This window comes from Rhodoferax fermentans (assembly GCF_002017865.1).
GTDB lineage: Bacteria > Pseudomonadota > Gammaproteobacteria > Burkholderiales > Burkholderiaceae_C > Rhodoferax > Rhodoferax fermentans.
The window spans coordinates 270083-282232 of the sequence record NZ_MTJN01000002.1 but is presented as its reverse complement, the minus strand read 5'-3'; the positions used below and the strand labels follow the sequence as shown (position 1 = coordinate 282232).

General features: G+C 62.1%; 11 protein-coding genes. 5 read left to right on the top strand and 6 right to left on the bottom strand.

All coding sequences use genetic code 11. The features are described from left to right. Positions 1 to 64 precede the first annotated feature (64 nt). Complete coding sequence (gene hrpA / locus RF819_RS01375; protein ID WP_078363312.1) at positions 65 to 3994, top strand: ATP-dependent RNA helicase HrpA; 3930 nt, start codon at positions 65 to 67, stop codon at positions 3992 to 3994. Between the two features lie 74 nt (positions 3995 to 4068). Here the strand turns inward: hrpA and RF819_RS01370 are convergent, their stop codons facing one another. Beyond that, a complete protein-coding gene (locus tag RF819_RS01370) occupies positions 4069 to 4515 on the bottom strand; it encodes a BLUF domain-containing protein (protein WP_078363311.1) in 447 nt (148 codons plus the stop codon). Between the two features lie 113 nt (positions 4516 to 4628). On the opposite strand from RF819_RS01370, the gene RF819_RS01365 reads away from it, so the two are divergent. The 4 genes from RF819_RS01365 to RF819_RS01350 all read left to right on the top strand — a co-directional run bounded on the left by RF819_RS01365 (position 4629) and on the right by RF819_RS01350 (position 8343). Further along, on the top strand, positions 4629 to 5843 hold the full coding sequence (locus RF819_RS01365; protein WP_078363310.1) for an FAD-dependent monooxygenase: 1215 nt from the start codon (positions 4629 to 4631) through the stop codon (positions 5841 to 5843). An 81-nt stretch (positions 5844 to 5924) separates the two neighbouring features. Then, positions 5925 to 6209 carry a FeoA family protein gene (locus tag RF819_RS01360; protein ID WP_143541545.1) on the top strand — a complete coding sequence of 95 codons (285 nt, stop codon included), beginning with the start codon at positions 5925 to 5927 and terminating at the stop codon, positions 6207 to 6209. Between the two features lie 15 nt (positions 6210 to 6224). Further along, positions 6225 to 8114: a ferrous iron transporter B gene (gene feoB / locus RF819_RS01355; RefSeq protein ID WP_078363308.1), complete on the top strand. Its 1890-nt coding sequence runs from the start codon at positions 6225 to 6227 to the stop codon at positions 8112 to 8114. A 1-nt stretch (position 8115) separates the two neighbouring features. After that, entirely contained in the window at positions 8116 to 8343 is a 228-nt protein-coding gene (locus tag RF819_RS01350; RefSeq protein ID WP_078363307.1) for a hypothetical protein, read from the top strand. A 39-nt stretch (positions 8344 to 8382) separates the two neighbouring features. Here RF819_RS01350 and RF819_RS01345 read toward each other — a convergent pair whose 3' ends face one another. The 5 genes from RF819_RS01345 to RF819_RS01325 are packed head-to-tail and all read right to left on the bottom strand — an operon-like array spanning position 8383 to position 12040. Continuing rightward, positions 8383 to 8571, bottom strand: a complete 189-nt coding sequence (locus tag RF819_RS01345) for a hypothetical protein (RefSeq protein WP_078363306.1) — start codon at positions 8569 to 8571, stop codon at positions 8383 to 8385. Positions 8572 to 8615: 44 nt separating this feature from the next. After that, positions 8616 to 9485: an HDOD domain-containing protein gene (locus RF819_RS01340; protein WP_078363305.1), complete on the bottom strand. Its 870-nt coding sequence runs from the start codon at positions 9483 to 9485 to the stop codon at positions 8616 to 8618. Continuing rightward, positions 9482 to 9808, bottom strand: a complete 327-nt coding sequence (locus RF819_RS01335; protein ID WP_078363304.1) for a hypothetical protein — start codon at positions 9806 to 9808, stop codon at positions 9482 to 9484. The genes RF819_RS01340 and RF819_RS01335 overlap by 4 nt, the downstream gene beginning before the upstream one ends. Before the next feature lie 40 nt (positions 9809 to 9848). Continuing rightward, on the bottom strand, positions 9849 to 10823 hold the full coding sequence (argF, locus tag RF819_RS01330; RefSeq protein ID WP_078363303.1) for an ornithine carbamoyltransferase: 975 nt from the start codon (positions 10821 to 10823) through the stop codon (positions 9849 to 9851). Continuing rightward, positions 10820 to 12040 (bottom strand): aspartate aminotransferase family protein, encoded by a 1221-nt coding sequence (locus RF819_RS01325; protein WP_078363302.1) that lies wholly within the window; start codon positions 12038 to 12040, stop codon positions 10820 to 10822. The genes argF and RF819_RS01325 overlap by 4 nt, the downstream gene beginning before the upstream one ends. Positions 12041 to 12150: the final 110 nt, after the last annotated feature.

Genomic DNA, 12150 nt, shown 5'->3' with positions numbered 1-12150 from the left:
TTTGCTGGTGTGAGCAGCTACCCACCAACCGCCGCCTGACACAGCCATCGATAATGGCGCCCCAATGTCTGTACCTCTGAACATCGAATTCCCCGAATCCCTGCCGGTCTCGGCGCGCCGCGAAGAAATCATGGCGGCGATGGCTGCGCACCAGGTCATCATCGTCTGTGGTGAAACCGGCTCGGGCAAAACCACCCAACTTCCCAAAATCGCCCTGGCGATGGGGCGTGGGCTGTGTAATTACCCCAAAACCCTGGCTGATGGCCGACCGGCGCCGCGCGGCAAGCTGATTGGCCACACCCAGCCGCGGCGGATTGCTGCCAGCAGCGTGGCCAAGCGCATTGCCGAGGAACTCAACACCACGCCCGGTGAGGTGGTCGGTTTTAAAGTGCGTTTTCAGGACCGGCTGGGGCGCGACGCCTCGGTCAAGCTGATGACCGACGGCATTTTGCTGGCCGAGACACAAACCGACCCGCTGCTCAAAGCCTACGACACGATCATCATCGACGAGGCGCACGAGCGTAGTCTGAACATCGACTTCTTGCTAGGTTATTTGAAGCAGATCCTGCCGCGCCGCCCGGACCTGAAGGTGGTGGTGACCTCGGCCACGATTGATGCACAGCGTTTTGCGGATCACTTTGCCAGCAGAAACGGTCCAGCCCCAATCATCATGGTCAGCGGGCGCATGTTCCCGGTGGAACAGCGTTACCGCCCGTTTGAGGAAGCGCGTGACTACGATCTGAACAACGCGATTGCCGACGCGGTGGACGAGCTTTGGCGCGATGTGCACAACAGTGGCGACATCCTGGTGTTTTTGCCCGGCGAGCGCGAAATCCGCGAAGCGGCCGACCACCTGCGTGGCCACCTGAGCCACCAGCCGGTGTTTCGCGGGGCCGAGGTGCTGCCGCTGTTTGCCCGGCTGAGCCAGGCCGAGCAGGACCGTATTTTTGACGGTCACAACGGGCGGCGCATTGTGCTGGCTACCAATGTGGCTGAGACCTCGCTCACCGTGCCGGGCATCCGATACGTCATTGACGCAGGCACGGCGCGCATGAAGCGCTACAGTTTCAGAAGCAAGGTGGAGCAGCTGCTGGTGGAGCCGATCAGCCAGAGCTCGGCCAACCAGCGTGCCGGTCGTTGCGGCCGGGTGGCCAATGGCATTTGTATCCGGCTCTATGACGAGAAAGATTTTGTAGGCCGCCCCAAGTTCACCGACCCCGAAATCTTGCGCAGCTCTCTGGCCGGGGTGATTCTGCGCATGAAGTCGCTGCATCTGGGCATCGTCGAAGACTTCCCTTTCATCGAAAAGCCCTCGGGCCGCGCGATTGCCGATGGTTACCAGTTGCTCAACGAACTCGGTGCGGTGGACGACGCCAACGAACTCACCGCCATGGGTGGTGAGCTGGCCAAATTGCCGCTGGACCCGCGTGTGGGCCGCATGATTCTGGAGGCACGCAGCCGCCAGGCGCTCGACGAGGTGTTGGTGATTGCTTCGGCGCTGAGCGTGCAGGATGTGCGTGACCGACCGATGGAGGCGCAGCAGCAGGCCGATCAGGCCCATACCAAGTTTGACGATGAAAAAAGCGAGTTTTCTGGTTACCTCAAGCTGTGGAAATGGCTGGACACCGCGCGTGGCGGGCAGGGCGCGGAGCACAAACTGAGCAACCGCCAGTACGAGCAACTGCTGCGGCAGAACTTTGTCAGCATGCGCCGCGTGCGTGAGTGGCGCGACATCTACAGCCAGCTGCACACCGTGGTGGCCGAGCACAAATGGCGCATCAACACCACACCTGCCAGTTACGAGCAGCTGCATTTGTCGATGCTGTCGGGTTTGCTCGGCAACATCGGCTGCAAGCTGGAGACCGAAGGCTCGGGCGGCGAATACCTGGGTGCACGCAGCATCAAGTTTTACCCGCACCCCGGCGCGCATCTGGTCAAAAAGCCGGGGCGCTGGATTGTGGCGGCTGAGCTGGTCGAAACCACGCGCCTGTTTGGCCGGGGCATCGCGGCGATTGAGCCGCAGTGGCTGGAGCAGGTCGGCGCGCATTTGCTCAAAAAACAGCTGCTCGACCCGCATTGGGAAAAAAAGGTGGCCGAGGTCAACGCGCTGGAGCGTGCCACGCTCTACGGCATCGTCATCTACAGCGGCCGACGCGTGAACTACAGCCGGGTCGATTTGCCCGGTGCGCGTGAGATCTTCATCCGTGAGGCACTGGTCGGTGGCCAGTGGGAGACCAAGCTGCCGTTCCTGGCCGCCAACCAGAAGCTGATCAAACAGGTGGAAGACCTGGAACACAAGGCTCGCCGCCAGGACGTGCTGGTGGACGACGAGCTGATCTACGCTTTTTACGACCAGCAGTTGCCTGCCGAAGTGTGCAGTGGTTTCACCTTTGAGGCCTGGTACCGCGATGCGGTGAAGATCAACCCCAAGCTCTTGCTGCTCACGCGCGAGGAGCTGATGCGCCACGAGGCGGCGGGCATCACCACCCAAGCCTTCCCGAAAACCGTGCGCCTGGGCGGCGTCGATTGCGCCGCCACTTACCTGCACGAGCCCGGCGACCCCAAAGACGGGCTGACGGTGACCGTGCCGATTTTTGTGTTGAACCAGGTCAACGAAGAGCGCTGCGAATGGCTGGTGCCCGGCATGCTCAAGGACAAGATCCAGGCACTGATCAAAACCCTGCACCAGCGCCCGCGCTCGCGCCTGGTGCCGCTGCCCGAGTCGGCCAGCAAGATGGCGACACAGCTCAACGAGCCTGCGCTGTTTGGCCACGGCTCGCTGATCGAGGCGGTGCTCAAACTGGTGCGCCTGGCCACCACGGTGGACGTGGTGCGCGCCGACATCAAGGTCGACATGTTGCCGCCGCACTTCTTCATGAACTTCCGCGTGGTGGACGAGCATGGCCGCCAACTCGGTCAGGGTCGTAACCTGGGCGCGCTGAAGTCCGAACTCGGCGCCCAGGCACGTGGTGCGTTTCAGGCGCTGGCCGGGCTCAAGCTGGCCAAAACGACCTCGCCAGAAGCCTCTAAGCCAAATCAGCCTCAAGCCCTTATGAATCAAGGGCAAGCGGCTACAAAAAAAGCAGTGAGTGAACCCACCGCCAAGGCCACACCAGCCGGTGTCAAACACACGGCCTGGACCTTTGGTGAGCTACCTGAGCTGCTCGAAATCCAGAAAGGCGGCCAGACCCTGATTGGTTACCCGGCGCTGCTCGACGGCGGTGATGCGGTCACCATCGAGGTGTTTGATGAACCCGAGGTGGCCGCCGCCAAACACCGCGCTGGTCTGCGTCGTCTGTTTGCGCTGCAGATCAAAGACGCGCTCAAGTACTTGGAGAAGAACGTGCCGGAACTGCAAAAAATGGCGGTGACCTACATGCAGGTTGGCAAAAACGCTGACGGCAGCGGCACCGGTGGCACGCTGGAAGAATTACGTGAACAGATCATCCAGGTCGCGCTGGACCGCGCCTTTTTGCTCGACCCGCTGCCCACCGACGAATTTGCCTTCAAAAAACGGGTGGACGAGGGGCGAGGGCGCTTGACCCTGATCTGCACCGAAGTCGCCCGCCTGAGCGCCGTCATCCTGGTTGAATACGCCGTGGCCGCGCGCAAGATCAAGGACAGCAAAAATGCGCCCGAGGCCTCGACGGATGCGGCCCAACAGCTATCAAAATTGATGCCCAAGAAGTTCTTGAGTGTCACCCCTTGGGGCAGCCTGCAGCACTTTGCCCGTTACCTCAAAGCCATCACCGCCCGCCTGGAAAAATACCGCGCCGACCCGGCCCGCGACAGCGCCCGCCTCAAAGAGTTGTTGCCGCTAGAGCAGCGTTACTGGCGCCTGGTGGCCGAGCGCAAAGGCGTGGTCGACGAGCGCCTGCAAGAGTTCCGCTGGCTGCTCGAAGAACTTCGCGTGAGCTTCTTCGCCCAGGAGTTGCGCACCCCGCAGCCGGTGAGTGTCAAGCGGCTGGAGAAGGCTTGGGCGCAGTTGGGCTGAGCTTGCTCGCCTGACTGGCCCAGCTATAAGGGCTGGTTGCTTTTGTATTCATAGCAACCGTGAGCCTGTTTGGTTTACACCGAGGTCTTGCGAATGCGTTCGCCTTTGGCCACCAGGTCCGCCACCATCTTCAGCACCGATGCGCCAGGTGCCGAGTAGGGGTCGAATTCAGGGTGGTGGAGCTGGACCATCGGGTCATCGTCGGCCAGCAGCACATGGGCCATGGCCCAGTCGGCATAACGGCGCTGGCTGATTTCTTCGAGCAATAACAACTGCACATCCTGATGGCGCCGGTCCTGCGTGATGCGGTTGTAGAGGGCGTTGATGACACCCCGCTCACCTTCGAGCACCTGCAAGTACAGGCCCTGGCCCTGGCACAACACGCCGGTGATGCCGCGCTGTCGGTTGGCACTTTGTGCGACCGACAGGATCGAGTCCGTTACCGCCGTTGTTTGTGGTCCCACAGCCCGACTCACATACAAAAGTCGAACCAGCTGAATGCGTTGTCGTGTTTCGTCCATGGTCAAAGTGTACGCCCGCCAAGCTATAAAAAAATAAGTGCTCGGGTTGATAAGTGAGGTCTGACTTTGCCGACAATCGCCACGATCAATGGTTGGTCGACGAAAGAGTTGTCATGGCTGAGGTTCTTGTTGCGGGTGGGGGGATTGGTGGTTTGTCTGCGGCGCTGGCCTGTGCCCAGGCCGGCGCCAAAGTGTCTTTGTACGAGCGTGCTGCCGAGTTTTCCGAGTTTGGCGCGGGCATCCAGCTCGGACCCAATGCGGTGCGGGTGTTGCACGGCTGGGGTTTGAAAGATGACCTGACCGGTTTGGCCGCGTTTCCACACCGCTTGCAATTTCGCAGCGCCACTTCGGGCACAGTACTGGGTGAACTGACGTTGGGCGCGGACATGGTTCGGCGTTATGGCGCACCGTATATCACCATCCACCGGGCAGATTTGCATGCTTTGTTGGTGCGGGTGCTCCAGCAGCGGGGTGATGTGGCGCTGCATCTGGCCAACGCGGTCACCAGCGTGGCGCAGACCAAGGCCCATGTCACCGCGCAATTGCAAGACGGCCAGCAGCCGCAGGCTGATGTGTTGGTGGCCGCCGATGGCGCCTGGAGCAACCTGCGCCAGCAACTGTTGCACGACGGCAAGCCCCAGCCCACCGGGCATCTGGCCTACCGCACCATGGTCAAGCAAAGTGACTTGCCCAAACATCTGCAAACCCAGCAGGTCACCGCCTGGTTCGGGCCGCGTATGCATGTGGTGCAGTACCCGGTGCGTGGGGGGGGCTGGATGAACGTGGTCGGTATCGTGCACGGTCAGGTCCAGGGGGACATCTCCAGCTGGGATCACAGCGCCAATGCGGCCGATTTGCAGCGGGTGGTGGCGGGCAGTTGCGCCCCCTTGCGTGACCTGATCCATGCCATCGAGGCCTGGCGGCTGTGGCCACTGAGCATCCGCCTGCCGATGCGCGGTGCACACGAACATGCGCTGGGTCGGGTGGCTCTGCTGGGGGATGCCGCCCACCCGATGGTGCCGTACCTGGCTCAGGGCGCGGCGATGGCGATTGAAGACGCTGGCACACTGGCCAAGCTGTTGGGGGCCGCAGGCGTGTTCAGCGCAGAGCCGGGCAACCAGGCTGTGCTGGGCCGGGTACCGGCATTGATCCAGGATTACGCCAACCAGCGTTGGCAGCGCAATGCCAAGGTGCAGTCACGGGCCCTGCAGAATGGCCAGATTTACCACCTGACCGGGCCGATGCGCCTGGGCCGTGACCTAGCCATGCGTGTGCTGGGCCAGCGCTTGCTGGATCAGCCCTGGTTGTATGGGGGTGGGCCGGCTTAACGGCCACTTGTGTGCCGGGCGCGCGATGGCGCCGTTTTGAAGATGACTAAACTCGGCACAGTTCTCGCTTCACATGTTCTCATGACCTCCCCGCACCCACCCACACCACCCGAGCAACCAAGCATCGGTCTGGACCAACTGGCCAAACAGGCGAGCGCCGTGGTGGTGGGCATGGCCAGCACCCACGATGAGGAAGAACGCGGCATTGCGCTGCGTTTGCTCGAAATCGGCTTTTTGCCTGGTGAGGTGGTGCGGGTGATCGCCCACGGTTATCCGGGGCACGATCCGCTGGCAGTGCGTGTGGGGCACACCACCTTTGCCTTGCGCAGCCACGAGGCAGCGCTGGTTCAGGTTCGTCCGCTTTGACCCAGATCGCCCTGCATGACGGATCACACCCACCTTCCTCCGCTGCGCGTGGCGCTGCTGGGCAACCCCAACTGTGGCAAAACCGCCTTGTTCAACCTGCTCACCGGCAGCCGCCAGAAGGTGGCCAACTACGCGGGTGTCACCGTGGAGCGCAAGGAGGGGCACCTGGAGACCGCCTCGGGCCGCCAAGTAGTGGTGCTGGACTTGCCCGGTGCCTACAGTCTCAACGCGCTGAGCGCTGACGAACAGATCACCTGCGACATCGTCACCGGGCAGCGCCCCAACGAGCCGCTGCCGGACCTGGTGGTGTGTGTGGTCGATGCCACCAACCTGCGTCTGAACTTGCGCCTGGTGCTCGAAGCACGCGCGCTGAATTTGCCGCTGGTGCTGGCGTTGAACATGAGCGACGCCGCGCGCCACAGTGGCATCACGGTAGACCGTGCGCTGCTGGCGCGTGAGCTGGCCATGCCGGTGATTGAGACGGTCGGTATCCGCCATGACGGCGCCCAGGAGCTGCTGACCTACCTGGCCAAGGTGGATCTGGCCAAGTCGAAAAAACGCCTCAAACAGCAGATGACCTGGCATGCACCACAGGTGGATGAGGTGATGGCTACCCAGCAGGAGGTGCGCCGTGTGATCAAGCTGGCGGTGCAGGAGCCTGAAGGCAGCCTGCATACCGACGATGCGATTGACGCGGTGGTGTTGCACCCGCTGTGGGGCATGTTGGTGCTGGCCGCCACGCTGTTTCTGATGTTCCAGGCGGTGTTCAGCTGGGCCGTGTGGCCCATGGATCAAATCAAGGCACTGGTCGAGGGCTTGTCTGATGGGGTGCGTGGCCTGATGTCTGACGGGCCGCTGAGCAGCCTGCTGGTGGACGGTGTGCTGGCCGGGGCGGGGGGCGTGTTGGTGTTTTTGCCGCAGATCCTGATCCTGTTTTTTTTCATCCTGGTGCTGGAGGACTCTGGTTATTTGCCACGGGCCGCGTTTTTGCTGGACCGGGTGATGGGCACGGTGGGCTTGTCTGGGCGCTCCTTCATTCCACTGTTGTCGAGTTTTGCCTGTGCGGTGCCGGGCATCATGGCCACGCGCAGCATCACCCATTGGCGTGATCGGCTCGTCACCATCATGATTGCGCCACTGATGACCTGCTCGGCCCGCTTGCCGGTCTACGCTTTGCTGATTGGTGCCTTTATCCCAAGTCGCTCGGTCTGGGGGGTGTTTAACCTGCAGGGGCTGGTGATGTTTGGCCTGTATGTGGGGGGCATTGTCTCGGCCATGGCGGTGGCGGCGGTGGCGATGGTGTGGCGGTCCCAGGTACGGCCGACGCCGCTGGTGATGGAGTTGCCGGCCTACCGCCTGCCCAATGTGCGTAACCTGGCACATGGCCTGTACGAGCGAGCGGCGATTTTTGTCAAACGGGTGGGCGGCATCATCCTGGCGCTGACCATCCTGCTCTGGTTTTTGGCGACTTTTCCGGCAGCGCCTGCAGGGGCAACCGATGCGGCCATCAACCACAGCTTTGCCGGCATGTTGGGGCACTGGCTGGAGGTGCTGGTGGCACCGATTGGTTTCAACTGGCAGATTGCGGTGGCCCTGGTGCCTGGCATGGCGGCGCGTGAGGTGGTGGTGGGTGCCCTGGGCACGGTCTACGCGTTGTCGGCCACCGGTGAGGATGTGGCGGCCCAGCTGAGCCCGCTGATTGCACACAGCTGGTCGCTGGCCACCGCCTTGTCGCTGTTGGTGTGGTTCATTTTTGCGCCGCAATGTATCTCGACCCTGGTGGCGGTACGCCGTGAAACCAACTCCTGGCGTTACCCCTTGCTGGTGACGCTGTACCTGTTTGCGCTGGCCTACCTTGCCAGCTGGGGCACCTACCGGCTGGCCCTGATGTGGGGGGCGGGCTGAGATGGACCAGACCTGGGGCGTGGTCGTGCTGGTGGGCTTGGCGGCGCTGTACTGCCTGTGGTATGTGCTGCCCAACCCACTGCGCCAGCGGCTGGGGCGTATGCACCGCGTTTTGGGGCGTGCCCCCAGCTGCCGTTCCGACTGTGGCCGCTGTGGCCAATGCCCAGGCTCGGCCACGCCAACGCACACCCAGCCGGAGCAGCCGGTGCATTTTCACCCCAAGCGCTGAGCATCACCTTCTGGTGCCAGCGGCTCGGGCGGCGGCTTGTCAGCGTTTGTTGCGAATCGGGGAATCTTTGGCAATGCCCCAGTCGGTCGCCGGTGGGCTGTCCGGTGGCGCATAGGTGTTGTATTTGGCGGTGTAGTACAGACCCACACCAAAAAAACCGATCAAAGCAATGGCACCCAGTGCCAGCTTGAGCACCAGTAACCAGAATTTTTTGTCTTTGTCATTCATGGCGTGGTTTCTGAAACAACGAGAGCAGATTGTTGGCGCACAGGTCAACGGGCCTGGTTAAAAAATTGGTTGGCATGTCGGCTGCGGGCCTCGATCTGGCCAAACAGCGGGCGGATATTCTCATCCCATACCAGCTCCAGCGTCTGACAGGCGGCGCTGGAGATATGGGTGACGCGGTTCTGGTCGCGATGCCCCAAGTCCAGCGCATTGCCCAGCACCTCGGCCACATGGAGCAGGGGTGCCAGCGGGTTGTCCAGCGCGCTGTCCGGGTTGTGGTGGTGCTGGATGGCCTGCACGATGGTGGGGGGCAGCTTCCAGTGCTCAGCCAGCCAGGCACCGATGGTGGCGTGGTCCAGGCCAAAGGCCTCGCGCTCCAGCGCCTCAATGCCCAAATGGGAATGGATGGCCTGTTGCCAGCAAGCACGTGCGGTATCGGCATCCAGCGCAAAGAGCCAGAGTTGGCCGATGTCGTGCAGCATGCCCGCGATCAGCGCGGCGTCTGGACTCACTGGCTGGGCCACATGGCGGGTGAGTTCCTGGGCACAGATGCTGATGGCCACGCTGTGTTCCCAGAATGGGGTGGGCAGGGTGTGTGCGGCCGCCTTGTGAATGAAACCACCCAGGCTGCTGATCAGGGTGATGCTGCGCACCTTGGCCAGACCAATCAGCGAGGTGGCAGCAAAGATGTTGTTGACGTCGGCATCCCGTTGCCTGCCTGAGGCGGCGGCATTGGCCACCGACAGCACGCGGGCTGTGATCACCGGGTCCAGGTTGATGTAGCGTGCCAGGGTGTTGAGGTTGGTGTCGGGATTGTCCAGCGTGGCCAGAATCTCTTGCACCACGATGGGGAAACTCGGCATCCGCCGACTGAGCTGGATGACCGTGTCGCGGGTGATCGGTGGGTGGCCCATCATGCGGTACGGTAAGCCATCACCTGGTCAAACAGCGACAGCAGGGTGGGGTCGTCCAGCTTGCAGTCCCTGAAAATCTCCTGCACCCGGCGCGCTGCCCGCTCGGTGTCCAGAGCGATCTGTTCATCGCTGCGTTCATCGGGCTGGTCGATACAGATGTACTCGGCGTGGTGGGCGTGGAGCTGGTTGAGGTTGTCGGCGGTGAGCAGGTGCCCGGGTGGCAACACCATGCTCAGCAAACCACGTTCCACCACCTGGACGGTTTCACCCAGCACCATGCCGGGTTCGATGTCCGTGACCGGTATGTACTGGCGACGCGTTTTCATGCGGTTTCTCGAAAAACCTCTGTCTGGCAGCGCAGCGCCATCACGCTTGGCGACCCAGCAGCAGGTATTCCATCAGCGCCTTTTGCACATGCATGCGGTTTTCGGCCTCGTCCCAGACCACACTTTGTGGCCCGTCGATCACCTCGGCATCGACCTCTTCACCGCGGTGGGCGGGCAGGCAGTGCATGAACAGGGCGCCCGGCTGGGCCACAGCCATCATCTCGCTGCTGACACGCCAGGTAGCAAAGGCCTGTTTACGTACCTCGTTCTCGGCCTCATAGCCCATGCTGGTCCAGACGTCGGTGGTGACCAGGTCAGCGCCGCGGCAGGCATCCAGCGGGTTGCTAAAGTTTTCATAGCTGCCTGCCCTTATGCCATCAGGGCCAGAGGCTATTTTTTCATTGACCTCGTAACCGCTCGGGGTGCTCACGTTGACCTTGAAGTCCAGCAGCGTGGCAGCCTGCAGCCAGGTGTTGGCCATGTTGTTGCCGTCACCGACCCAGGCCACCGTCTTGCCCTGGATCGGGCCACGGTGTTCAATGAAAGTGAAGATGTCGGCCAGGATCTGGCAGGGGTGGAACTCGTTGGTCAGACCGTTGATCACTGGCACGCGGGAGTACTCGGCAAAACGTTCGATCTTGGTTTGCTCGTAGGTGCGAATCATCACCAGGTCGGCCATGCGGCTGATGACACGCGCGCTGTCTTCGATCGGCTCGGAGCGGCCCAACTGGCTGTCGCCGGTGGTCAGGTGCACCACACTGCCACCCAGCTGGTACATACCGGCTTCAAAGCTGACACGGGTACGGGTCGAGGCTTTTTCGAAAATCATCGCCAGCGTGCGGTCCACCAGCGGCTGGTGCCGGGTGAAGGTCTTGAACTTGGCCTTGATGAAGGCTGCGCGCTCGAGCAGGTAGGCGTATTCGTCGGCCCGCAGATCCGAGAACTGCAGGTAATGCCGCACCGGTGGTGCGCCTTTGGGGATGGTGCTGGGAATACCGAAGTTGACCGGGTTCATGGGGCTTCTTTCAACAGAGCGGAAATCAGGGGGCACAAGCGGGCAACGATCTCGTCAGCCTCGGCCCGGCTCAGAATCAGTGGCGGCACCAGGCGCACCACACTGTCGGCGGTCACGCTGATCAGCAGGCCCGCATCAGCGGCACGTTGGGTCAGCACACCGCAGGGTTTGGCCAGGTCAATGCCCAGCATCAGGCCTTGGCCACGAATCTCTTTCACCGTGCCGGCTGCCAGTTCGGCGGCCAACGCGGTTTCCAGACCCGCTTTCAGGTGGGCGCCAACCGCTGCGGCATGGGCCAGCAGACCGTCTTCTTCCATGATGCGGATGGTCTCCACCCCGGCCCGCATGGCCAGCGGGTTGCCACCAAAGGTGGTGCCGTGGTTGCCGGGCTGGAAAATCTGGGCGGCTTTGGGACCCGCCACCACCGCACCCACCGGCACGCCGGAACCCAGGCCCTTGGCCAGCGGCATCACGTCGGGCACGATGCCCGCCCACTGGTGGGCGAACCATTTGCCAGTGCGGCCCATGCCACATTGCACCTCATCAATCATCATCAACCAGTCACGTTCATCACAGAGTTTGCGCAAATCACGCAGGTAGTCCAGGTGCATCGGGTTGATGCCACCTTCACCCTGGATGGCCTCAAAAAACACTGCCACGACATTCGGGTTGCCTTCGGTGGCGGCCTTGAGAGCCTCGATGTTGTTGATCGGCACACGGATGAAACCTTCTACCAGCGGGCCAAATCCGGCCTGGACCTTGGGGTTGCCGGTGGCACTCAAGGTGGCGATCGAGCGGCCGTGGAAGGCTTTTTCATACACCACAATCTCCGGGCGCTCGATGCCCTTGTCATGGCCATACTTGCGCGCCAGTTTCAGCGCGGCCTCGTTGGCCTCCAAACCGGTCGAGCAGAAAAACACATTGCTCATGCCCGAGAGTTCGACCAGCTTTTTGGCCAGCGCTTCCTGGTTGGGCACATGGTAGTAATTGCAGCTGTGGATGATCTTGCTGATCTGGTCCTGCAGCGCGGGCACCAGTTTCGGGTGGTTGTGGCCCAGGGTGTTGACCGCAATACCGCCGAGCGCATCCAGGTAGACCTTGCCGTTGACATCCCAGACTCGGCAGCCCTGGCCATGTGACATAGCGATAGGCAAGCGCCCGTAGGTGTTCATCACGTGGGGCGAGGCGGCTTCAATGAAGGGATGGGGTGCGTTCATGCGTTGATCTCCGTGGGAAAACAAAGCGGCCCAACGCAGGTTGGGCCGTTGAAGCACGATTTTAGACCGATCAAATCGATGGTCTGGTCAGCGGGTGACGTGTTCTGGCT